The sequence below is a fragment of the Gimesia algae genome, assembly GCF_007746795.1.
In the GTDB taxonomy this organism is placed as follows: domain Bacteria; phylum Planctomycetota; class Planctomycetia; order Planctomycetales; family Planctomycetaceae; genus Gimesia; species Gimesia algae.
This window is the reverse complement of sequence record NZ_CP036343.1, coordinates 7,215,291-7,239,492: the sequence shown is the minus strand read 5'-3', so window position 1 is coordinate 7,239,492 and position 24,202 is coordinate 7,215,291. Positions and strand designations below refer to the sequence as shown.

At 51.1% G+C, this 24,202-nt stretch carries 21 protein-coding genes; 11 read left to right on the top strand and 10 right to left on the bottom strand.

Annotated elements, in window-relative coordinates; genetic code table 11:
• Positions 1–75 precede the first annotated feature (75 nt).
• From Pan161_RS27275 to Pan161_RS27260, 4 genes are read right to left on the bottom strand one after another with little or no spacing between them, the layout of a single operon-like run.
• Positions 76–369, bottom strand: a complete 294-nt coding sequence (locus tag Pan161_RS27275) for a hypothetical protein (RefSeq protein ID WP_145231901.1) — start codon at positions 367–369, stop codon at positions 76–78.
• Between the two features lie 33 nt (positions 370–402).
• Complete coding sequence (locus tag Pan161_RS27270; protein WP_145231900.1) at positions 403–1,071, bottom strand: transposase; 669 nt, start codon at positions 1,069–1,071, stop codon at positions 403–405.
• A gap of 59 nt (positions 1,072–1,130) precedes the next feature.
• On the bottom strand, positions 1,131–2,189 hold the full coding sequence (locus Pan161_RS27265) for a Gfo/Idh/MocA family protein (RefSeq protein WP_145231899.1): 1,059 nt from the start codon (positions 2,187–2,189) through the stop codon (positions 1,131–1,133).
• Positions 2,186–2,530, bottom strand: a complete 345-nt coding sequence (locus Pan161_RS27260; protein WP_145231898.1) for a hypothetical protein — start codon at positions 2,528–2,530, stop codon at positions 2,186–2,188. The genes Pan161_RS27265 and Pan161_RS27260 overlap by 4 nt, the downstream gene beginning before the upstream one ends.
• A gap of 329 nt (positions 2,531–2,859) precedes the next feature.
• Between Pan161_RS27260 and Pan161_RS27255 the strand changes: the two genes are divergently transcribed.
• From Pan161_RS27255 to Pan161_RS27235, 5 genes are all read left to right on the top strand, one after another.
• Positions 2,860–3,924, top strand: a complete 1,065-nt coding sequence (locus Pan161_RS27255) for a Gfo/Idh/MocA family protein (RefSeq protein WP_145231897.1) — start codon at positions 2,860–2,862, stop codon at positions 3,922–3,924.
• A 183-nt stretch (positions 3,925–4,107) separates the two neighbouring features.
• Positions 4,108–5,016, top strand: a complete 909-nt coding sequence (gene thyX / locus Pan161_RS27250; protein ID WP_145231896.1) for an FAD-dependent thymidylate synthase — start codon at positions 4,108–4,110, stop codon at positions 5,014–5,016.
• 232 nt (positions 5,017–5,248) lie between these two features.
• The gene (gene rpsU / locus Pan161_RS27245; protein WP_081459387.1) at positions 5,249–5,446 is read left to right on the top strand and encodes a 30S ribosomal protein S21; all 198 of its coding nucleotides are present in this window, start codon (positions 5,249–5,251) and stop codon (positions 5,444–5,446) included.
• A 649-nt stretch (positions 5,447–6,095) separates the two neighbouring features.
• On the top strand, positions 6,096–6,569 hold the full coding sequence (locus tag Pan161_RS27240) for an NIF family HAD-type phosphatase (RefSeq protein WP_145231895.1): 474 nt from the start codon (positions 6,096–6,098) through the stop codon (positions 6,567–6,569).
• 1,066 nt (positions 6,570–7,635) lie between these two features.
• Positions 7,636–8,667: a tetratricopeptide repeat protein gene (locus Pan161_RS27235; RefSeq protein ID WP_145231894.1), complete on the top strand. Its 1,032-nt coding sequence runs from the start codon at positions 7,636–7,638 to the stop codon at positions 8,665–8,667.
• 100 nt (positions 8,668–8,767) lie between these two features.
• Here Pan161_RS27235 and Pan161_RS27230 read toward each other — a convergent pair whose 3' ends face one another.
• The 6 genes from Pan161_RS27230 to Pan161_RS27205 form a co-directional block, all read right to left on the bottom strand.
• A complete protein-coding gene (locus Pan161_RS27230; protein ID WP_145231893.1) occupies positions 8,768–9,325 on the bottom strand; it encodes a hypothetical protein in 558 nt (185 codons plus the stop codon).
• 147 nt (positions 9,326–9,472) lie between these two features.
• Positions 9,473–12,979 (bottom strand): ABC transporter permease, encoded by a 3,507-nt coding sequence (locus tag Pan161_RS27225; RefSeq protein ID WP_145231892.1) that lies wholly within the window; start codon positions 12,977–12,979, stop codon positions 9,473–9,475.
• Positions 12,980–13,013: 34 nt separating this feature from the next.
• Positions 13,014–13,706, bottom strand: a complete 693-nt coding sequence (locus Pan161_RS27220) for an ABC transporter ATP-binding protein (RefSeq protein ID WP_145231891.1) — start codon at positions 13,704–13,706, stop codon at positions 13,014–13,016.
• Between the two features lie 20 nt (positions 13,707–13,726).
• Entirely contained in the window at positions 13,727–14,158 is a 432-nt protein-coding gene (locus Pan161_RS27215; RefSeq protein WP_145231890.1) for an acyl-CoA thioesterase, read from the bottom strand.
• A gap of 103 nt (positions 14,159–14,261) precedes the next feature.
• Positions 14,262–16,268, bottom strand: coding sequence for a sodium:solute symporter family protein (locus Pan161_RS27210; RefSeq protein WP_145231889.1), 2,007 nt, complete (start codon positions 16,266–16,268; stop codon positions 14,262–14,264).
• Positions 16,268–16,510, bottom strand: coding sequence for a DUF3311 domain-containing protein (locus tag Pan161_RS27205; protein WP_145231888.1), 243 nt, complete (start codon positions 16,508–16,510; stop codon positions 16,268–16,270). The genes Pan161_RS27210 and Pan161_RS27205 overlap by 1 nt, the downstream gene beginning before the upstream one ends.
• 362 nt (positions 16,511–16,872) lie before the next feature.
• Between Pan161_RS27205 and Pan161_RS27200 the strand changes: the two genes are divergently transcribed.
• From Pan161_RS27200 to Pan161_RS27175, 6 genes are all read left to right on the top strand, one after another.
• Positions 16,873–17,934 (top strand): 3-keto-disaccharide hydrolase, encoded by a 1,062-nt coding sequence (locus tag Pan161_RS27200; protein ID WP_145231887.1) that lies wholly within the window; start codon positions 16,873–16,875, stop codon positions 17,932–17,934.
• 1,134 nt (positions 17,935–19,068) lie between these two features.
• Positions 19,069–19,665 (top strand): NfeD family protein, encoded by a 597-nt coding sequence (locus tag Pan161_RS27195; RefSeq protein WP_145231886.1) that lies wholly within the window; start codon positions 19,069–19,071, stop codon positions 19,663–19,665.
• 233 nt (positions 19,666–19,898) lie between these two features.
• Complete coding sequence (floA, locus tag Pan161_RS27190) at positions 19,899–20,948, top strand: flotillin-like protein FloA (protein WP_145231885.1); 1,050 nt, start codon at positions 19,899–19,901, stop codon at positions 20,946–20,948.
• A 67-nt stretch (positions 20,949–21,015) separates the two neighbouring features.
• Positions 21,016–21,717 carry a hypothetical protein gene (locus tag Pan161_RS27185; RefSeq protein WP_145231884.1) on the top strand — a complete coding sequence of 234 codons (702 nt, stop codon included), beginning with the start codon at positions 21,016–21,018 and terminating at the stop codon, positions 21,715–21,717.
• 67 nt (positions 21,718–21,784) lie between these two features.
• Positions 21,785–22,876: a glycosyltransferase family 4 protein gene (locus Pan161_RS27180; RefSeq protein WP_145231883.1), complete on the top strand. Its 1,092-nt coding sequence runs from the start codon at positions 21,785–21,787 to the stop codon at positions 22,874–22,876.
• A 69-nt stretch (positions 22,877–22,945) separates the two neighbouring features.
• A complete protein-coding gene (locus Pan161_RS27175; protein ID WP_232103519.1) occupies positions 22,946–24,184 on the top strand; it encodes a CinA family nicotinamide mononucleotide deamidase-related protein in 1,239 nt (412 codons plus the stop codon).
• Positions 24,185–24,202 lie beyond the last annotated feature (18 nt).

Sequence of the window (24,202 nt, the reverse complement as noted above, 5' to 3'; positions counted from 1 at the left end):
AGGTGTCAGGAACCTTAAATTTAAGGTTCCTGACACCTTTTTAACTCGGCGCAACACGCCAGATTCGTGCGGCATTTACATATTAAAAAATATTCCACAATTACCATTTTCACTTTCAACAAAAACGCTAAATTCATTAGCAGTAGATATTACATCTGGTTCTAAGTCTGTATAAAGAAAAGAAACTTGCCATATATCAGTTTCAAGATTGCATTCACCCTCTATTAAACCAGCCCATAATTGATTTATTCTTCGAGGTAGTTTGACTGCAAGAAGACATTTAGCGTAGTCATATCCTTTTTGCTCTAAATAATTGACAGCATATTTAGTAGCTTCTTCTTTTGATGTAATCTTTTTTATTAAAAACAACCCCTATCGAAGCTCAAAAAAAGTGACACCTTTTTAACTCCGGGGTCTGCCTCTCGGTTTGATTGTACTTCCCAGATCCAGTTGTCTGACCGTGTTTTCGGTCCACTGCTCATCGCCGAAGGGGGCGCCGCGCTGGATACTACGTGTCAGAGCCTGCTGCTCTCGCTCGGTCAGCCGCTGATTGACATACTCCGTCCAGCCCGGTTTGCGTCTCTGCGGCCAGGGAGATAAGAGAGGCTGTGGTTCGGTTGTTCCCTGTTTCCAGTGATACAGGCTCCCCCACCGCCAGTCTTCGGCCCGCTTCACCAAATTTGCCGTTAAGGCATTCCGCTCAACATACCGACAGACTGTATAGAAATGTTCGTCATCCTGGATCGGCAATGATTTGAACCGCCCCTGGTAGACGTGACCGGAGCCGGTGCTCTGGCGATGAGCGTGCCAGCGCTGGGTATGGGTCAGTGTGAGCCAGCCTGTGAAGCGGGAGAGTTGGCCGTCTTCACTGGGATGCACGACCAGGTGCCAATGATTGGGCATGATGCAATAGCTGAGCAGCCGCATCTCGAACCGCTCGACGGCCTCCGACAAAATCCGCTCAAACGCGGAGTAGTCTTCGTCCGTCTCAAAGATCGTCATCCGGGCATTCGCCCGATTCAGCACATGATAAAGATATCCCGCCTGTGCAGCGCGTTTTGGTCGTCCCATAATCAAATACTTTTAGCGTAATCTGACTTGACTGTCAATATAAGGTTCCTGACACCTTTTTAGGGAGTCTGCAGATACGGGGCCAGCTTTTTCTTAGCGGCTTCCCTTGCCTGGCTCTCGACATCGGCGAGTCTGACCGGGGTGCCCGCTTTCTGTTTACTCAGATCAGCGGCTGACATGAACGTGTAGATTTCGATCGACTCTGCCGGCGTAACAGGTGCTTTGCCCGTGCGGAAGAATTTGATGACTTCGACCAGCAGCGGTTCATAACCGCTGAAACTGCCGATCTGTGCGATGCCTTTCGTGCCGAATGCCGTGCCGCCATAGCCGCCCTGATAGCCATTGTCGGCTTTACGACGACCACGAAACGTGCCAATGCGACCTGTTTTCCAGGTGCCGATGGCCAGATCTGTCTCGGGAGTTGCGACGCGTACTACCGTCTCACAACCAGGGCCCATGATCGTGTACAGGGTCTCAACCCCGTGAATGCCGTACCAGTAAAAGTCGGGGTGTGTGCTTTCTACCGGACAGGGACTATACGCATCGCAGCCGATAATCTCGCCGATCACCCCGCTATTAATTTTTTTGGCTCCATCCGTATAGCGCAGTGAAGAAGAGCTGAAGACCGGCGTCTTGAAATGTTCTGCGGCTGCATAGATGGCAATCACATCGGTCAGATCACCGGCGATCGGTTTGTCGACAAACAACGGCTTGCCCACTTTCAAGACCGGCAGCGCCTGTTCCAGATGCACCCGACCATCATTGCTTTCCAGCAGAACAGCATCCACTTTCTCCAGTAAGGCTTCGATACTGGGAACGATTTCGACGCCCTGCTTTTTTACCGCTTTCGTAATTTCAGGAACGCTCTCCAGGCTCTCTTTAATCGTACGGCTCCCTTGAGGATAAGCGGCGACGACTTTGCAGTGTTTGAACGCATCAAATTTTGTCTGGGGATCATTCAGAATTTTGGAGAAGTTGCTGGAATGCGATGTATCCAGACCGATGATGCCGATGCGGAGTGTTTTCGGTTCTTCCGCAGGACTGGAAACCGGAGTGCAGAATAAAACCAGCAGAAGCAGGCTCAGGCAAAAACGATTAGTGCGAAGTGGTTGACTCATTGCTCAAACTCTCCAAATTCAGAACCTTCGGTGAACTCCATGAATTCATACACGGCGCCATCGATCAGCACAAAGACGACTTTCAGATTTTCCATCGCCTGGAAGGGCCCGAGCAGCACTTCGAGGCCTGCAATTTCCTGTTCGATATCCAGGACTTTAAAGGCGATGTGTGGCTGGTTGCGGACAGGACCGGTCACCGGGGTGTCGGCTTCGAACCGCAGGTATTCAATTTTGTAGGGATGCTCGTTGGGATTGGTGACGAAGACTTTTGTTTCCGGAACATAAATTTCGCCAGGCTGTGGATCATCGGTAATCACGCCGACATGATGAAATTCTCGCATGGCAGTTCCCTGAAACTGTTGATATTGTCTTGTCTGTCACCTTTTTTGCAGATCTGATTCTACCGCGAGGGAGGCGACAGTTCAAAGTGGAAGAAGAATATTTCGAAATCTCAACCCGGAAAGTTAAAAAGGTGTCAGGAACCTTAAATATAAGGTTCCTGACACCTTTTTAACCTGTTGCTCATTCGATTCTTTGGTGACTTTCGTGGTAGACAATCTCTTTGAATGTCTGTTCTGGTCGGGTTCAAACAGAGACTTTACAGCATTCACTAAAATAGCGACACTGAGGTTGTTGAAGAAATGACAGCAAACCAGCAGGAGAGACATTGATGGAATACTTGAAAGTCGGAATTATTGGTGCGGGTGGGATTGCCGCCAAGATGCATCTGCCGGAACTGCAGACGGTGGAAAACTGTGAAGTCGTGATGCTGTCCGGGCGGAAGCAGTCGCGGCTGGATGTGCTGTGTCGGAAATTTCATGTGCCACGTTCGACCCACGATTATCAGGCCGTCATCGACGATGAAGAAGTGAATGCGGTGGCGATCGCGCTGCCGCATCCCCTGCATGTGGAATGGGGTATTAAAGCGATCAAAGCGGGCAAGCACGTTTACATGCAGAAGCCGTTAAGCACGTCGATGGATGAAGCAGACGCATTTGTGGAAGCGACTGACAACCACAATCAGACCGTGCTGGCGCTGCCTTATATGTCGAATCCGCATGTGCTGGCCAGTCGTAATTATATTCAAGACGGAAAACTGGGAACCATTTCGTCTGCCCAGGCGCGGGCCAGTCATGGGGGGCCGGAAGTCTATTACGCAGGCATTCAACAGATCCTGGAGGAGAAACCGGCGGATGATTTGTGGTTTTTCGATGCAGACAAAGCGGATGTCGGGGCGCTGTTTGACATGGGCGTGTATGCGATTGCCAATCTGGTGGGAGTGGCCGGCGCGGTGAAGTCGATCACAGCGAAATTGACGACCGTGGCCAAACCGACGAAACTGGAAGATACGGCGTCGATGATCCTGGAATTTGCAAGTGGTGCCCTGGGAACGGCGCAGACCGGCTGGTGTGATGCCGCCCGAACCTATGAGTTCTCGGTGCATGGGACTGAAGGCAAGCTGGTCAGCAGTCGTCAGGCCGAATCGCTGCGGTATTACTGTCCCAGTTCCCAGGTGGATGAAGATGCGCCACTGGTTGAGGAAATTGTTGATCTGTCGAATTACCCGGTGCAGAATTCGCATCAGCATTGGGCTGCCTGTATCCGGATGGGGATTCAGCCGCCATTATCCAATGCGGCGACGGCCCGGCATGTGACCGAAATTCTGCTGGCCGCGTTAAAGTCATCTCGCGAAAACCGCACGGTGGACATTACTTCCCGGTCGAGTCTGGCTTGATCGGAAGCGGGAAACGACGGGAATTGCAGGCGATTTTATTGATTTTGACAGACGAGGCTACCGGTACGGTGTCGTTTGAGAGCACGGTTGACTATAAATGTGCTGTGGCGGAATGATCGTTTCTGCCGCCGCGTCTGGTATTCCAATCTACTTCATTTTTAACGCATTCGGGGAGTGTTCCCAATGACGGAGCGGTCTGAACTCGTTGAAGAACTGCGCTGGAAAAAAATCCCGGTTCTCAATGATGGTTTTGTGTGTCTCGTAGATGTCATGGGCGATGACAGTTCGATTGTTCAGGCAGCCCGTGTCAGTTATGGGGAAGGAACCAAACGGGTTTCTGATGACCGTACACTGATTCGCTATCTGATGCGGCATCGTCACAGTACGCCCTTCGAAATGGCCGAACTCAAGTTTCTGGTTCGGGTTCCGATGGATTGCTGGCGACAGTGGATTCGTCACCGGACAGCCAATGTGAACGAATACAGTACCCGCTATTCCGTCGCCATCGATTCAGCTCAGACAACTTTACCGGGCGAATGGCGAACCCAGGCGGCCTCGAATCGACAGGGCAGTGATGCCCCGCTTGCTGAGGATTTAGGGACCAAACTGACCGAAGAAGAGACCGCTTTTCAGAAGCAGGCCCGCGATGTTTACGAAGCCCGGCTGGAAGCAGGCGTGGCCCGCGAGCAGGCACGAAAAGACCTGCCCCTGGCGACTTACACCGAAGCCTACTGGAAAATTGATTTACATAACCTGATTCATTTCTTGAGTTTACGGATGGACTCCCATGCACAATGGGAGATTCAGGAGTACTCACGGGCGATAGGTGAAGCGATTGTGAAGCCATTGTTTCCAGTCGTCTGGGAAGCCTTTGAAGACTATCGTCAGGGAGCCATGTTCCTGACGCGACTGGATAAAGAAGTGCTGGCACGTCTGATGACCAATGCGGCTGAAAAATCGCTGGTGCCCCCGTTTACGGAAGAAGCGTTTCTGGAAGTACAGGATGAGACCTGGAAATCCCTGAAACGGAGCCGCGAGCGGGATGAATGCCAGTCTAAACTGCAGCGACTGGGGATTTTGAAAGCTGATTGATAGTGTGTATGTGTGCACTTTGATGTGAAAATCAAAGAGTATTTATGCCGTTGGCTTTGCAGAACCGACCTGTTTTGTTATCTTTGTCGTTCCAACTCGATAGCGCGAGGTCTGTTCACAGACCTGCTACAGGTGAAAACGTCTGAATTCTCATCACTGATGAGACGATGTATATTCAATTGGTTATGGTTACAACTTTTATTGAAATCAGGAAGAAGAAAAGGTGATTTGAGTGGTTAAGCTTCGGTTACGAGAAAACGAATCAATTCAGGAGGCAGTTAAACGGTTCCGCAAGATTGTTGAGCACGCTGGTATCAAAAAAGAGATGCGGCGTCGTGAATATTACGAAAAGCCCAGCGATGAAAACCGTAGAAACCGACGCCGTGCTGAGCGTCGCGCCCGCCTGTCTCGTCTGCAGAGTAACCAGTAGTCACTGAGACACCGATCGAAGATATCAAAACGCAGTCTGTATCAGGCTGCGTTTTTTTATGCGCGGAGATGAAACATCGTATCTGTCTGAATTTTTCTACCACGAAAAACACGAAAGGACACGAACGATTTTTCAACGATAAATTAATGACTGGGTGGCCTCGAATGTAATTCGAGGTTGTCGCAGACAACAGGAGGTTGTGGGAGAAACCTGCTTTGTCTGGGTTGAATATGAGTTTCTCATTGAGACTGGGCGGGTTACTTCAAACTGGTAGGGATACTGGTTCTGGTTTGGCTGAATGATCTGCGACCTCCTGCTCGCTGCGCTCGGCCCGGATGTGCATCCGGGCTTACCCACTTTAGGGGTTGGTTACTCCGCCACAGTTGGACAAGCCAACTGTGGCACCCGGCGCGGATCTGAAAATATCGTACCTGTCTGATTTTTTTCTACCACGAACGGCACGAAACTACACGAAAAAATATTTGATTCGGGTGACTGGTTCCGGGATGCTGGTAGCAGTCGAAATGGTTGCTGCTTTACTACACGCAGAGAATCAGCCTGGAAGCGCAGATCAACGGTCCCGGCACTATTTTTAATCCAGCAGACATCAATTCACGCCAACCATTACTTTCAGTTAGTGCAACGAACCATGACAGACGAAACAGTGATCGCTCTCGATCTCGAAGGAACATTAATCTCCAATGCGATCAGTCAATTTGCTCGTCCCGGTCTCGCCGAATTCCTGGAATTCTGTCGACAACGATTCCAACGCAGCTACGTGTACACTGCTGTCAATGACGGTCGATGCCATGAAGTTATCTACAATCTTGTAGTTCACGATCTGGCTACGCCCTGGCTCAGTAATGTGCCATTCATAGACTGGGATCGCAAGCTGAAAGACCTCAACAACATACCCGATACCTCACCAAGCGAATGTCTGATCGTCGACGATAATCCTGACTACATTATGGAAAACCAACGTTCGCAGTGGATTGCCATTGATCAATTCGAATCACCGTACCTTGACACTGATCGGGAACTTTATCGGGTTCAACAGGTAATTGAACGGCGACTTTGTGGTAATGCAGACCCCCAGAATTCCCATCAGCAGGAAGTGGAATAAAAGTGCCATTCGGGTTTGGTAGAATGAATAACTCAGTTTTATTGCTACCACGAAAAATACGAAAGGTCACGAAAATAAAAAAGAAAGGGTGGGCCCGGATGCATATCCGGGCCGAGCGTAGCGAGCAGGAAACTGACAGTGCAAGCGATCATTTCGTGTAGGGGCAAACCCATTTGTTTGCCCGCGGTATCGACGAGTTTTGCCTTGTCGCACTGCGACGTTTTTAATGGTCCCGTTCTGAGTATGAACCCAGTTCGATTTTCACCAGTCGGGCGGACACATGGGTCCGCACCCTACAGAAGCCTGTGTCGGAAATTCTCTAATCGTTCGAATACTTTCACTGACAGTTTCCTGTTGTCTGCAACAACCCCGAATGACATTCGGGGCTACCCCCCCTGATCTTATGACAGTGGTTCTGGATATTCATCTGCAGATACTGGAGGCCCTTCATTTATAATGTCTGGTGAACCGGGTAAGGAGGCCCTGAGCAGAGGCACTGTCGGGCAAGCCGACAGATGGCACCCGGGATTTCAATCTTAAGTGGTTTCAATCTTGATGTGCATTCTCTTGCATGTTTGATGTTAACCTGGTGGTTTGAGGTTTCCTTTCATTGTTGTGAAGGAAAATATTAGGGAGAGGTGTGGGGGCGTCAAGGGGGATAAATAGAATCATGTGGCGATATGGGTTGATCCGGAGCCGATGCTGGTGTGATCAGTGGCGGTGCTGGGATGAAGGACTGCGATGTGTGGCGACCCGCAGGCATACATCGGGAACTGGTGCGGTTTCAGGCAGTGCAAATCTGGAAAAAACAGGCTGTTTTATGGTGAAGATCAAGAACAAGTGGCGCGTGTTTCGATGCTCTGTAAACTGGGCACGCGCGCGACACAGAACAGCGTTTATCGCTGTTGGCGCGGCGGGGTCAAGTTCAAAATCTGCAGCGGAATAACAATTTGTTTATCTATCCCCGTGACAGACTGCTACAATGAGACTTCGAGAAAAGCAGGCCAGACGAATTTGTTGGTATTTGGGATTCAGTGAAATGCTGAATCAGGAAAGGTAGATTCACGTGAGAAATCGATTTTTAACAGCCATCGTTATGGGGTTGATGTGTGGCCTCTGTTCCGTTTTGCAAGCCGCTGACGTGACGATGCTGGCGATTGAGGGACGCAGAATGACGCCGGATCAGGCGGCGACAGTGGAAAAAAAAGTCCAGGAGAATCCGAAGAATATCGAAGCCCGGACGCAACTGTTGGGTTATTATTTTGCGAAGCAGTATACCGATACCGCAGCGCGAAAGGCGAAACAGAAGAATGTGTTGTGGTTGATTGAGAATAAGCCGGAAGCAGGGGTACTGGGAACGCCGTTCGGACAACTGGATATGGTTCTCGATGGGTCGGCTTATACCCGTGGAAAACAAGCCTGGGAAAAACAACTCAAAGCGCAGCCGGACAATCTGACACTGCTGGGGCACTCCGCCAACTATTTTCTGTTACCTGATCGGGAACTGGCGAAGAAGTCATTGAAAAAAGCACAGAAACTGGATGCGGATAATCCCCAATGGGCCCGGAAGCTCGGGCAGTTGTATTCGCTGGACATGCAGAGTAGTTCATCGCTTAAAGTGCAGAAAGAGGCAGCTACGCAGGCATTGGAACAGCTGGAGATCGCTTATCAGCTGTCAGCCAATCAGGCTAAAGATGTGCTGTTAAAGAGTCTCGCGCAGGCGGCTCTGGTGGCAGGCGACACGGAGAAAGCAAAAGAGTATGCAGAGTTGATGTTGAATCAGATCGGCTCAGACTGGAACAGTGGCAATAACGAACATTATGGAAATATCATTCTTGGTGAGATCGCGCTGGCGGAAGGCGATGTGGATGCAGCGAAGCAGTATCTGATCAAAGCGGGGAAGACAAAAGGATCGCCTCAACTGAATTCGTTCGGCCCTGATTTCGGTCTGGCAAAAGCTTTGCTGGAAAAGGATCAGAAGGAAGTCGTGCTGGAATACCTGACTCTGTGCGGCAACTTCTGGGTACTGGGAAAAGACCGGCTGGCGGAATGGTCAAAAGCAATCAATGACAACCAGATTCCCAAAACGCTGCGATAGATTCATCTGGTAGTAGAGAATAAAAAAACCTCTTCCGATTTGATAATCGGAAGAGGTTTGATGTTTGTTGGCTCTGTTCAATGAGAATTGGGACAGACGACTATGTAGTGCCGGCGTCGTTGGCTGCCGGTTCGATAAGTTGCTCGACCGCAGCGGGAACCGCATGTGGTTTATCGACGGGTTTATAGATCATGACCATGGCTGCTCCGGCGGCGGCGAGGCCCAGTCCCAGGAAGAAGCGGAGGTCGGGCAGTGTTTTGGTCGGGTGGAATACGGTAATGGTGGCGATGGTATTAACGATGGGAGCACCTGCGAAGACGAGCGGCGCGACATAGATGGCGGCCCCTTTACCGCCAGTGGTCACCGCGAAGATGACACACAATGCTCCCATTGCGCCGGCGGTACCGGCGAGGATGCCCCAGAGGATCGGGCCGGTATTGAAGTTCACGCCCGCTTTGGCGGTCGGGTCTTTATCCAGCACGAAGATGAAGAAGCAGGGAATCAGAACGGCGACGAGAAAGTAAGCCATACCTACGAACAGGAAGGCGCGGAGGTTACTGTGCAGCTTCTGGGCGGCGATATGCACGAGAGGCACATAGGTTCCCCAGGAGAGTGCAGCACAGGCAACAAAGATTAAGACAATCGTCCATTTCGACATTCTTCAAACTCCTGAAATATTGGAGGGGAGGGATCAATTCTATTGGCGAGACAACTCTGTAATTATGATAGTAAGTTTGTGAAATTCCAGCACCCGACAATCATGGAATTTTGTGTGAATGACTGAAATGCGGTTGTATACAAACTCTTATGGAGCACGTAATGTCGCCAGTATCGGTGCCCGGACGGCGTCAGCGACCGCCAGCAGCGCCGCCAGCATGCCTGTCAGCAGGACCGCCAGCAGAATCATCAGGCCGCTCTCCCAGGGGAGATCCGCGCCGGTAGACAGCAGATGTGGCAGCATCGCCAGCAGGGCGGAGACGGTTCCGGAAAGCAGTCCCCAGAGCAGGAGAAACGCATTCTCGGACAGGACGATGATCGCGACATCACTGCCCGTCATGCCAATGGCCCGCAACAGGGCCAGCTCGCTGCGACGTTCGACCACATTACGTAACATCACGGTCGCCAGGCCGAGAGTTCCGAGCAACAGACCCAGACCTCCCAAAGTCTGGAAGGTTGAGAGGTAGGTATTCTGCACGGCGAGGAAGTCAGCGAGTCGATTGGCAACGAGGTCGGCGTCGAACCCGTATTCGGTCAACCCTGTTTCCAGAACGCCGGCGAGCTTGCCTGCCTGAGCGGGGGGGACTTCAATCAGAAAATATTCGAAGCCTGCCTGCTCGGGAAACAGAGTCTGGAAATGCTGTTCTGAAATGAGCAGCACGCCTTGAAAGATACTGCCATCCAGCATGCCTTTGATTTTCAATTGATGTTCGGGACGTTCGTCGGAAGGGATGCCCACGGTCTTGCCGATGCCTTTATGCAGGCTGTACATCAGCGTATTCATATCGCCCAGCGCGGGGATGGAGCCATCTTGTTGAGGTTCGTTGAGGAGTTTCCAGGGATTGTCAGTCGGCGTGTCTGCGAACTTGAAGCCACCGCGTTCGATCATTTCCTGCGGTACGCCGAGGATCGTGGGAACGCTGGTCTGGTAAATATTCAGGCAGCTGGCGTTCTCACCCGGTTTGACGCGGAAGGGAATCGCGTGCATCTGTTTCAGGAGCTGGGTTGTATCTGCATCGTCGGGAACATTGACCAGCATTTTGCTACGACCTGCTTCGGTATTCAGATCGTAGATCAGGGGAGACGTGGATTCGGCGATGAGAGTGAATCCCCCGTTGCCGGAATCTTTGTCGGGACTTTCCACCGCGGGATTACGATGACCGGCGGCGACAGAGACGAGTACGAATGTCGCCGAGGCGATGAGTGCGGTCGTCAACACACTCCGCTGACGAAAGCGACCGGCATTGCGGATGCCGAGTTTGATAAGGGTTCCTGTTCCTGCGCCTTTGATGGGATTTGTGGAAGTCTGCCTGAGTCTGCTGGACAGCAAGTTGAGGCTGGCGACCAGCGAAAGAGTACCGACCAGAAAGAAGGAGACGGTCTGCCAGGAAAATCCGGAGAAGGCTTCCTGCCGGGGAATGACCCCCGAGACGGTTGCCAAAACCAGGACCATCGCCAGGCCGAGGGAAATTTTATAGGTATAGCCGACGCGACGGGTTTCTTTGACGTTCTCTGTTTCCGCGGAGTTCACGCCAGCGAGCAGGCTGCGGATGGAGATCTGTTTGAGTTCCGACATCGATTTCCAGATGACGAAGCTTGAGAACAGGACCGCGATCAGAAAGCCGATGACGAGGCTGGTTGCTGTCAAATCCAGAAACAGGAAGCGGGTGCCGATCGCGCCGATCCACCAGGTCTTGAGGCCGTATAACATCAATGAGGCATAACCGATGGCAGCAAGGATTCCCAGAATTCCCCCTGTGAAAATCACGACGAAGGCTTCTTTAAAGATGATCTGTCTGACCTGCTGCGGGGTAAAGCCGATAGCGGAGAGGAGGCCGATAGATGAAACACGCCGGTCGATGCCGAGCTTGAACAGCAGGCGAATTAAAATGATGGCCGAGAGGATGATGAAAAAGCTGAAACCAATAAACAGCCCGCTGAAATCGGTGGTTCCACTGGCGGCTGCCAGACCGAGCAGCTTGATGGGTTGTACGGTGAGGCCCATTTTAAAGACGTCGATATTATTGAGTAATTCTGTCGCATACCGGGGCGCGGTTTCTTCCAGCGTTTTACCGGGCAGTGGAGTGAACCGCAGAGAGGTCAGACTGCCATAGCGGCTGTTCCATAATGACTGCGCCGTTCCGAGTGAGACGAAGGCTTTGGGGGTGGCCTTGTATTTGTCCCAGTAATCTTCATCGCTGTCGGTGACACGGTTCAGCTGCATAGGGAAGGGCTGTTTCCAGTCACCGAAGGTATCGGCATCGGTGATGCCTTCCATCTCGGGGGTCAGCTTGCGGTCGGCTGCGGGAGTTCCATCGAGTTGAATAATGCCACGCACGTTGAAAGTTTGTTCGGTTTCGGGTAGTTCTCCCCGGGAACCGACGACATGATATTTCATACGCACTTCATCGCCGACTTTGACATTCAGGTCTTTGGCCAGCCATTCGTTGAGGACGATGTCGTTCTCTTTTATGGGGAGTTCCGGCTTTGCTCCGATGAATTTAAAGGGACCAAAGGGGGGCTGCTGAGAGAATTCGAGTCCCGCGACTATCGAATACATCGAATATTGTTCTTTGAGATCAGCCGGTCCTTTATTCACAGGTTTGATTTCGTTGGCGATGTAGACCAACACGGGGGACGTGCGCAGGCTCAGTGCCTTCGCTGCCGCCATGCCCGCCTGTTCGATCTGCGGATCGAGAATCATCTGATCGCTTTCGAGCGAGAGATACTGGTAGTCTTTATTAGACGCAATCTTGAGGTTGAGGTCTTCCAGCTTCAGGGAGCTCTTTAAAACGGATTCCAGTTGTTGGGCGGTTTCCAGAACGGCGGGAGAAACGGCGTCTGAACTCTCGGAGTTGAAAAAGAGGGCGTTCACACGTGCCGGTTGCGATTTAGGATTGCGTCGCGAGGCGACAATTTCGTCGAGGTCTAATGCCGCCTGGAGTGTCTTGAGGGAGATAAACAGATCAAGGGGCAACTGCTGATTGGGGAGCAGCGCCAGCCGTCCGGCTTTGGATTCGGAGTCAAGGATCGTGCTGACGGTGAGAGTGATTTCGACCGACTGTTCTTCACGTTCGCCCAGCAGGGAGTCGCGGGGAATCGCGGACGGGAGTTCAATCCAGAGTGTGATTTCATCGCCGACCGCGGCCTGTAACTGTTCAGCGACGCGGGCGTTGAGGATGGCCTGGTCGTCTTGTGGCGGCGGGAGATCCGGATGTTCGAGCAGTGACCAGAGTCGTTCGTCGGTACCAAAAATATTGACCTGGCCGACGCGCAGGCGTTGATCGTCCCGATTTTTTTCCAGGCTGCCTCGCAGGACCAGCGCAGGGGCGATGGTCTTGATTTGCTTAGGGAGGTCGGTAGATTCGGTGAGATCCTCGGCCAGTTGTTCGCGGAAGAAGCGATGGCCGGAGACGACGAAATCAATTTTGCCCAGACGGTCGAGAGTCATTTGTCTTAAGCTGGCCCGTACGGAGTCGCCGACGATGAGGGCGCCCCCAATGACTGCAGTGGCAGCGATGACCCCCAGGAGAACCGCGAGATTGGTGCGCCAGTGATAGCTCAGACTTTTGATGACGAATCGCGCTTGATTCATGGGATGAACTCTTGCGAAGATTGGAATTGGAATTTCAGGCTGTTTCTGTCACGAGCGATCCGTCGCGCAACCGCTGATGCTGCGGAAACAGGACGGCCAGTTCGCGGCTGTGTGTGACACAGATCAGGATCGTGTTCTGTTCCTGATTGATTTCCAGCAGCAGTTTGCCGATCGATTCTGTATTGACGCGGTCGAGGTTTCCCGTGGGTTCATCGGCCAGCAGCAGGCGTGGGTTATTAATCAAGGCGCGGCAAACGGCTACGCGCTGGCGTTCCCCGCCGGAAATCTGGGCGGGTCTGTGATTGAGACGATCCGAGAGCCCGACGCGTTCGAGCAGATGGCGGGCACGTTCTTCGGCATCGCTGGTGGTGCCCTGATAGACCATGGTCGGGATCAGAACATTTTCCAGAACCGAGAACTGAGGCATCAGGTGATGGTCCTGAAAGATAAAACCGATGTTCTGATTGCGAAACTCTGCCTGCTGTTTGGCTTTCAGTTCAAACGGGTTCTGTCCGAACTGAATGATTTCACCTGACGTTGGTTGATCGAGCACGCCGATAATGTAGAGCAGAGTGCTTTTTCCCGAACCCGAAGGCCCCGTGATTGCCAGGGCTCCTCCGCGATTGAGGCTCAGGTTCACGCCATTGAGGATCGGCAGTGATTCTCCCGCGAGCGAGAATTCTTTGGTTAAGTCGCGGACAATCAGTTGCTGTTGCGCGTCATTCATATTGATCCCTGCTTAACAGTTTATTCAGCCTGATCCATCGATGCTTCAAATTTCAGCAGCATCCACTCGGGGATTGCGATGGATTGCATGGGACTGCCGTGTGTGAACTGACAGCAGACCGTTTTCATACGTCCTCTGGCGATTTTCGTTTTACCACGCCAGAGATCATATTCCATTGTCAGTGATTTCACGCCGATCCGCTCTATGTTTAAACGGATCTCGAGCAGGTCACCGTAATAGGCGGGTGATTCAAACGAGCATTGGGCGGAAACCCGCGGCCAGCCGATGATGGAGCCGTCCGCCTGTTTATCCACAATCGTCAGACCCAGCGAACGGAAGTATTCGTGTTCGGCCTGTTCCATGTACTTGTAAAAGTTGGCAAAGTGGACGATGCCAGCCATATCTGTCTCATGGAATTCGACACGGCGGGTTGTTTTAAAAGTACAGGACATGCGCGGCTCTATAGAAATGATTCAACAACAGGCTGTGGAACGTTTGTCTGGTGTTCGTCACAGCCTGCTGTATTTCAAATAATCTTAACGTAGTTATTCTGACTTAGTCTTCTGGAAAGAAGCGAACCAGAGTTTCTTTACTGGGTGGTGGTGTGACCAGGGAAACCAGGGTCATCGCCGTTGCCGACGCAACGACCATCGTTGCTACAGGCATCATACCCAGAAAAGTGTAATCAGGATTTAAAGCGAATTGAGCTTCTCTAAACAGATACAGCCATGATCCGGCGGCCACGATCACACCCGCGTAAACGCCTGCTTTTGTGAGCCGTTTCCAGTAGACGGCGGCAAAGATAATCGGAAACAGACTGGAGAATCCACTGAAACACCAGACCCCCAGCGTGAAGACCCGCCTCGGTTCCAGCAGACTGAAGCCGTAGGTGATTGCCACAATCACAATAATAAACATGCGGGCCATGAAGACAACCTGCTTATCGGTAAATCGATCTTTTCCGCCGTAATGCACGACAATGTCTTCGGTAAACATGGTGCCGATACAGAGGAACTGACTGTCGAGTGACGACATGATGGCCGCCAGAATTCCCGCTGTCAGGAAGCCGGCCAGGACAGGTGAGGTCATCTTTTTCACCATTGCTGCCAGCACCGCATTCGCCGGGAAGTGTGGCGGGAAGAGTGGGGCACCATTGAACATGGCAGACGTCGCCCAGACGCCGACCAGCACACAGGGAACCCAGACAATCATAATGAAGAGCGGGTGTGCGACGACGGGCAGTTTGAATGTCGCCGCGCTGCGTGCTGTGAGCCAGTGCTGAAACAGATGCGGGAACATGCCGACCGAGAGAGGCACGAAGAAGTAAGTGAAGAAGACCAGCTTGCTCATCGGGTGTGGTGCATCCGGTGCCCAGCTGCTGGCGCGGTAAACGCCGAGTGCTTTTTTGATACTCCATTTTTTCCCTTTGGAAGGATCATTGGGATCGAGGTCATGCTCGGGGTGACCAATGTTCTCTGCAAAGATCAGCTGCGCCTTTTCATCTTCGGCGTTGTCTCTACGCGGGTATTCGCGAAGATCATGATGCGCCATCAAACCCTGTTTCCATTTTTCAGGAAAGGGATCAGGCATGACGCGGTCGTCCTGTGTCAGCAGGGCTTTATTCACCTGTTCGTTGGTGAGTTTATAGAGCTCGTTTTTAGCGGCGTAGACGGCTTCCGCGGTGGTTTGCCAGTTGGGAAACCGTGGTTTGAATTCTTTGTAAGCTTCCGCAGTCTGCTCGTCGCTTAGTTTCAAAGTCTTGAGTATCCGACGGGCATAGTTGTATTTGGCGATCAAAGTCCAGGTCTGATAACGCTCAGCATAACGCTCCCGGTCCGCTGGATCGACGGCACGCATTAACTTGGACGGATTCTTTTCCAGTACGGCATGGCTGGCAGCATCGAGCCCACCCAGCTTGTTTGAAATCACTACGAACGTAACGACGCCCAGCACCATAAACACGATTGTCTGGAAGGTATTCGCCCAGGCAGTGCCCCGCATCCCTCCAAAGAAGACGTAGATCAACACCACCAGGCTGATGACCAGAGAACCGAGCCAGGGAGGCACGCCGTAGTCGTAGGCAGCGAAGGAACTTTCAAATGCACCTTCTGTGATACTGCTGATGACCACACCAGATGACATCACGCCGATCAGCAGGTAGGGAATAACCAGTCCGACCAGGATGGGGAACAGAATGATTCCAATCCGGTCACTTTCCAGGCGGTCCCGGAAAAACTGGATCTGGGTGGTGTAACCGTATTTATAACCCCAGGACCAGAGTTTGATTCCCAGCAGGAAGAAACAGAGTGAGTGAATGATACCACTGGAAGAGGCCAGCATCCCGTAGACGCCGACGCCTTCTTTATAGGCTTCTCCACTGGAGCCGACGAGCGCGAAGGCGGTCATCGTGGTTCCGAAAATAGACATCAACAGCAGAAAGGGGCCGATCGAGTGGCTGGCCAGCATGTAATCTTTACTGGTTCCTTTAAACAGCCGACTGGAGAAGACGCCCAGAAACAACAGTAGCGATAAATAGATTCCGATAATTACCAGCTGGATCATTATTCTTTATCTCCTGTTTCCTGAGCCTGTGCAGGTGGTTCTTGTGTAACTTCTTCCAAGTGATGAGGCCAGGCAAACTTGGTGGCCAGGAACCAGACAATCGCAGCGCCGACGGAGATACCCGCCTGATACAGCAGGGTGATCGGCATGAAGCCCCAGATGAGACGTTTGTCGTCCCACAACCAGTTATCCTGGTGAATGATGATAAGCAGGACAACCAAGCCATAAATGGTGTATCTCATAAGTCATCTTTTCTATATCGACAGAGTCACTTCAGGTGGGTTTGCTATTACCAGATGAAAGTACGGGCATGGGCGGGAATCAGAATTCGCTGAATCGCATTGGGGTCCTATTGTGACAAATTCTCCGAAGAGTCACAACATACCGGTTAGTATTGTGTCAATAAACCTGCTGATCTCAAGGAGAACCGATGTTGAGTGTTAACGTTGATTTACAAAAATTCGTGTATCGCAGGCGGGGAAGAGTCTTAAGATTCAAAGGATGAATCCAGACTTGCAAATGCCGGGAAGTCTCCCCAGAATGGTGGTTTGCACAGAATTGTTGGTCATTTCGGGTTAAGGCTATTAGAGAACTTGGGGGATAGATGTTTCGTCTTGCACTGGTCGGTTTATTTGCGTTTCAATTTCTGCTGACTTCGACAGCATTTGCACAGGCTCCCAAAGGGGATAAAAAATTTGCGATCCTCGAGATCGATCAAGCCGACGAGGACTTTCAGTATCAGGGTGAATACTATGGCCAGATCGGCAATGACTGTTCCTGGTGTGGTGCAGCAGCGTTGGGTTTGCAGGTTGTTGCCCGTGGTGATGGTCATTTTGTTGCATCACTCTATCATGGCGGACTGCCTGGAAATGGGTGGGACCGTTCTGCACGAGTCGAGCTGGAAGGGGCTCGGCAAGGAGATGTGTTATTCCTGACCGGTGGTGATTTTCAGATACAGGTGTTGCACGGAGGTGTTGTCGATGTTCGGGACGAGGCAGGACATCTGCTCGGTCAGTTATTGAAAACTCAGCGCCGCAGCATCACACTGGGAGCCACGCCACCCCCTGGATCGACCGTGCTGTTTGATGGCACTTCGACCGATATGCTCAAAGACGCTGAAATCACAGAGGAAGGCCTGTTAAAAGAGGGAACCGAATTCAAGAATACCTATCGCAGTTTCCGTCTGCATCTGGAGTTTCGCCTGCCTTATATGCCTTATGCTACCGGACAGGCACGCAGTAACAGCGGTGTTTATCTGCAGAGCCGCTATGAAGTCCAGATCCTCGATTCGTTTGGCCTGGAAGGGGTCGAGAATGAGTGTGGCGGGCTGTACAAGCAAAAGCGTGGTGATGTAAATATGTGTTTCCCTCCTCTCAGCTGGCAGACTTATGACATCGCTTTCGTGGCTCCTAAATTCGATGCGCAAGGTGAAAAGATCAAAAACGCCTTCATTACGGTACTACTGAATGGTGTTCCCGTTCACCAGGATTACTCCATCATCGCAAAAACCGGCGGAGGCAAGCAGGAAGGTCCCGACTTGTTTCCGATCAAGCTGCAGGATCATACCAATCCCGTCCGCTTTCGGAATATCTGGATCGTGGATTTGAGTAACCAGCCAGACCCCGTATATTGCACGCCATGCCAGTCTCTGGCCTGCGACCCGTAATTCGGGAAGGGAATTAATCTGCGGAAGAACCGATACAAAACCAGATTTTCCGTTCGCAGCTTTCCTTAATCATCAATATGTTTTGACTGATCGTGGCCATTCGCTTTACAAAAAGACTGCAACGAACATACTTCACTCTTCAGTTTTGGCTTGTCGTACGTGGACTGCAGGGCTATTTGATAAAAAACTGGTATGTGAAGTAAATCAATGAGATTGCCATGATTACACAAGTTGCAATTCTCCTTAGTAGCCTTGACTCCGAAGGTGGTTCGCTGAATAGTTCGAAGAAACTGAGAGCAAATATAAATAAAATTAAAAACGTAATGCGAAATGGTATCTCATCCTGATGAACGGTACATAAAAGCAGAAACATCAGGGCTGACAAACACATAGTTAACCAACTGATTATTAAGTGTAATTGCATGCATAAATTATAGCGCTCAGATGACAAATAGTCCATTCAGGCCAATACACACGGGGTTAGATAAAATGAACCCACTACCACGTGGCAACACAAGGCGAGTGAGTAAATTGAATCATCACTCAACAGGCCTTTGGTTTGCAGGTAGATTCTTTTTCATGGAAACAGACAAATCAGAAAGAGTCATGTATTCTGAAAAAGACGATCAGTGAAGCAACTAGAGCCAGCAGGACTTGTCACAACTTTCAGCTTGTATGCAATCTATCTAAAGACTGAAGTACAAGACTTGCCAGTGCACCTGACCGCGTGTTAATTGTCTCGTCACTTGGTTCTGGCAGACTGTCTGGAATCGTTCTAGATCGCATTACATTTAACCATAGCGTCTGTCAATCTAATATACTCGGTCCAAATGGAACTGGAGACGCTACAGTAAAACTGGACACAGTCTAGCGTCGAAAATATCCCGCTGCAGCGTATCGGGAATCACTCAGTTTTGACGTTTTCACATCTCGTTTCCTCCCTCTGGTGAGGTTTTTCCGTTCGCATCTTGCCTTGCTGATGGGAACCGGTACAATAAAGCTGCGGCGTCATAAGCTGCCGTCCTGTACGAGTATACGAATAGAAATGACTGTTTGAATTCACTCGAACTATTGTACTTTTCCGGTTTGAAACCAAGGTGGGAAAGGACAGCGCACGGAAAGTCTGTAGACCTGATGGATTATTCACTCATAGCAATTCTTGCTTTGGCAGTCGCGTTGATGATGCTGGTCGCCGAGATTTTTCTCCCCTCTGGCGGACTCATAGCTGTTCTGGCTTTAACCAGTCTGGCGGCTTCTGTCTGGGCAGCCTGGATGGCCTGGTGGGGGTCGAGCCCGGGCTTGTGGTGGACTTATATTGCGAGTGTGATTGTGCTGATTCCGACGACTCTGGGGTTTGCCGTCCGCTTCTTCCCCAATACGGCCTGGGGGAAAAAGGTAATTCACGAAGTTCCCACGCTGGATGAGGTTACAGGTTTCCAAGAGGAAACCGCACATTTGCGGTCGTTGATTGGAAAGATTGGAAAAACGCAAACTCTTTTGAACCCCAGCGGGTTCGTGCTCGTTAATCATGAAAGACATCACTGCGAAAGCCAGGGAATGATCGTGGATTCGCAGGTGGACGTTGAAATTATCGCAGTGGAAGGGACCAGACTGGTCGTCAAGGTTGTCAAACAGCCAGTTGTCGATGAGACGAAGTCGGGAGACGAATCAGCTGCCTCCGATAAGAGCATGGCTGATGAATCACTCGACTTTGAAGTACCGGACAGCTGAATCTGAAGGTCGTCTCTGGATGCTGAACGAAATTTACTTTACAATAAGCAAGTCACGATGGAGTAACAGGTTTTAATAGTTGGTTACAGCTGTTTCTGAACATCACCTGGATCTAGACTGTGTCCAGTTTTACTGTAGTGTCTCCAGAGCCGTTTGAACCGAGTATAATAGATTGAGTGACGCTATGGTTAAATGTGATGCACTCTAGATATTCTTAGGATTGGAAAACAGGAATGAACGACTTGAATCTTTTCGCTGCCGAAGATAGCTCCACATATATCTGGATTGTCGGCGCTGTCGTATTTCTCGGCACGTTGGTGTTTTTCGCAGTCTTCGCACGTTTTGCCGGGTTGTGGATTCAGTGCAAAATGACGAATGCCAGGATCTCGTTTCCGAATCTGGTGATGATGACGATTCGAAAAGTGAATCCCACAATTATCGTTCGCAGTAAAATTATGGCGATTCAAGCGGGGGTCACCCGTACCTACGATATCTCCACGCGGGATCTGGAAGCACATTATCTCGCGGGGGGAAATGTGCCGAATGTGATTCGAGCATTGATCGCCGCCCAACGGGCCAAAATTGATCTGGACTGGCAGTCGGCACAGGCGATTGATCTTGCCGGGCGCGATATTCTGGATGCGGTCCGGACGAGCGTGTATCCCAAGGTCATCGACTGTCCGGATTCCCGTAAGACGAACAGCACTCTGGATGCCGTGGCCGGCGATGGAATTCAGTTGAATGTTCGGGCCCGTGTCACCGTGCGGACGAACCTGAAACAGCTGGTCGGTGGGGCCACCGAAGAGACTGTGATCGCCCGCGTCGGCCAGGGGATTGTGCAGGCCATCGGTTCCACTGATTCCTATAAAAAGGTCCTGGAAAACCCGGATAAAATCACGCAGATCGTCTTGAATGAAGGATTAGAGAAACAGACGGCTTACACGATTGTTTCGATTGATATTGCTGACGTTGATGTGGGCGAAAATATAGGTGCCCGATTACAGGCAGATCATGCGGAAGCAGAAATGCGTGTGGCTCAGGCCAAAGCAGAACAGCGTCGTGCGGAACAAAAAGCGCGTGAGCAGGAAATGGTCGCGTTGACCCAGGAAAACCGGGCGAAAGTGGTATTAGCGGAAGCCAAGGTTCCGCAGGCTATTGCCAGCGCGTTTCGTAATAAGAAAATGGGCCTGATGGACTACTATGAACTGAAAAACGTTCAGGCTGATACGAAGATGCGTGACGCCATAGCAACTCCCGAGCGGGAAATGTCTCCTGCTAATTAAGCAACTTCCCGGATGTTTGTGGAATGAGATGAATTTTCGGACCGGATTTTAAGACAGGAATCAAGTGATGGAATTTCCAATACTGGCAGCTGGCGATGATATTGTCGGTGTGATTGTCGGGGTCATATTCCTGTTAATCAGTGCCGTGAGTGCCTTCAGCAATATTGCCAAGGAAAAAAATAAACCGCAACCGGGCAAAGTCAAAAAGAAAGCTGCGCTGCAGAAAGAGCTGGAAAAATTTCTGCAGGATGCAATGAATCCCCAGGCAGAGAAAAAGAAGAAACCAGTCGAAGTCGATTTCTTCGAAGACGATGTCCAGGCAACAACCAGCGTTCAGCAACCTCCCCCCAGACGCCGCCGGGAAAAACAGAATTCGCAGCCACAGGGACGTCGCGCTCAGCAGGCCAAAAAAATGGCATCCCAGCAAAAAACTGTGAAAGAACCCAAGGTTCATGTTTCAGCCCGGGAACGCGCAGAGCAGCAGGAAGAGGCCCGTCAGAAGCGATTAGGAGGCTCGATGCGTGCGCGGATCGAGAAGCGTCAGAAGAAACATCTGCAAAGCAGTATTAACAGCAAACTCGATGAAGATGGCATTCGCCCTCAGTCGGAACTCTTTGGCTCACGAGAAAGTGAAACGCGGCACGCCTCTGATGGGAAACGAGGTGGAAGCAGACAAATTCGTGATTTATTGCGTAACCGCCAATCATTTCAACAGGCCATTATTCTGAACGAGATTCTCTCCCCGCCTCTGTCCCGTCGCCGTTCTTGAACATGAATCTAACGCCGCATATCACTTTGATCTTTACTGCCTCTGTTGCAGCGCTGGAAATATGCAAATGAGCAAAGCAGATTCTCCTCTCAAAGTGTTATTATTTGCAGGGCCTTTTGAGGTGAGAGGTACCTCAGCATACACTTTGAGACTGGCACAATACACGGCCGCGTATGGTATCGAAACCAGGGTCATTTGTCCCAATGCGACGAAAGTCGATCCCAGTATGCGCGCGAAGCTGGATATTAAGGAGTATCGGAACCTGAATGTGCCGATACTGGGGCATCTGATTTTACATCTCGTGAAACAGGAGCTGGAAAAGAAGCGGCCCGATCTGATTCATATTCAGTCGCGGCATGTTTTGCCACAGGGACAATGGCTGGCCCGCAAGCTGAAACGTCCCTTTCTGTTGACTGTGAATGACTATCTGCAGAGTGATGAGCGTCTGCGGATTGATATGCGGTGGTGCAAAGGGATTATTACGGTCAGCGAGTCAGTCAAAAAAGATCTGATAGCCCGTACCGGTTTGCCAGATGATTTTGTACTGGTGATTTCCAGTGGCGTGGATGTGCCTGAGCAGTCTCAGCATGTACCTGTCCTGTCCCGCGATCACGAGCCTGTGGTTGGTACAGCAGGCCCGCTGGAGGCCATTAAAGGGTTGCCGTATTTTCTGGGAGCAGCCAGTCGCGTTCTGGAAGTGAATCCACATGTCCAGTTTTTGGTTTCGGGGGCAGGTCCGGAGGAAAGTAATTTGCGGCACCTGGTTCGTGATCTGGAAATTTCTGAAAACGTGACCTTTGTTCCTAATCTCTACGACTTTTCCATCTCTCTGGAGGCGATGGACATTTTCTGTCTGGCTTCCCTCAGACAGGGGCTGGGGACGATCATGCTGGAAGCGATGGCATTGGCCAAGCCGGTGATCGCGACCGGGGTGGGCGGGATCTATTCTGTGATCCGCGATGGGGAAACCGGGCTGGTGATTCCTCCATCAAACAGCGAAATACTGGCAAGCAGTATCCTGAAGCTGCTGGACGACCCATTGAAAGCGCGGGCGATGGGAGAATCGGCCCGGGAACTGGTTCGGCAGGAATTCCGGGTGGAGACCATGGTTGAGAAAACTGTAGAACAGTATAAACTGGCATTGCAGGTTCCGGTCTGATCGCTACGAAAAGAAACAGTGCATCGCTGCCGGAACAGTGATTCTCCCATCTCGTTACTGGATACAGGAATGCAAGCAGAAATAATTGCGATTGGCAGTGAGCTGACCAACGGAGAAAAACTCGATACCAACAGTCAGTGGCTGAGTACAGAACTGGCCGCGGTTGGCATCTCCACTCATTTTCACACGACAATCGCCGACAATCTGGATGAAATCGCCATCCAGTTTCGCCTTTCAGCAGAGCGTTCTGATCTGGTTCTCATTACAGGAGGGCTGGGGCCTACTCTGGATGACCTGACTCGTCAGGCTCTGGCAGAATTAACACAGGCAGATCTCGTGCTGGATGAAAAGTCGATGGAGATCATTGAGGCGATGTTTCAGCAACGCTCGCGTGAAATGCCCGAGCGGAATCGAATCCAGGCCATGTTTCCCCAAGGGGCAGAACCGATTCAGAATGAACATGGCACCGCTCCGGGAATCTGGATGGAAGTCCCCCGCATTGATGGGAAATCGGTTTGCCTGATTGCCGCGATGCCGGGCGTTCCCTCAGAAATGAAGCCGATGTTTTATCAGTCGGTATTACCCCGGTTGACTCATGGCACAAATATGATTCGCTTTGCCAGGATCAACTGCTTTGGAGTGGGGGAATCAAAAACAGAAGAATTGCTGGGCGATATCACAAGCCGAGGTCGAGATCCGGAAGTGGGAATCACGGCTCATGAAGCCACCATTACCCTGCGGATTAAAGCTGCTGGGAGTTCTCTGGAAGAGTGTGAGCAGAAAATTTCAGAGACGCACACTTTGATCCAGGAGCGACTCGGAGAATTTATCTTTGGGTATGAAGACGAAGAACTGGAACATATCGTGATGCTGCTGCTCAGCCAGAAACAGCAATCACTGGCAACCTGTGAATGTGGCACGGGAGGGCTGCTGTCGTATCGGCTGACGGAAGTCAATGGTTCCGCCGACTGGTATGCAGGTGGAATTGTTTCCCGATTACAGTCGACCAACAAATACCTGGACTCAAACTCAGAGCAGGAGACGGTCGCTTTTGATGCAGAAGGAGCGGCCCAGATTGCGCAGGCGACGAGAGAAAAATTTGACAGTGACTATGCCTTAGCGATCCTGCTCGACCCTCAACAGTCCTGGCAGGACCCGGATCAGGTTCCCCAGGCTTATGTTGCCCTGGCGAATCGAGAGACAGAATGGGTGGAAGAAATTGGCCTGACAGTCAATCGGGCGATTGCCAAAAGCCGCGTCACAAAAGCCGCGCTCAATCTGTTAAGACGAAATTTGATCTTGCAGTAAAACGTGATCTGCAATTCA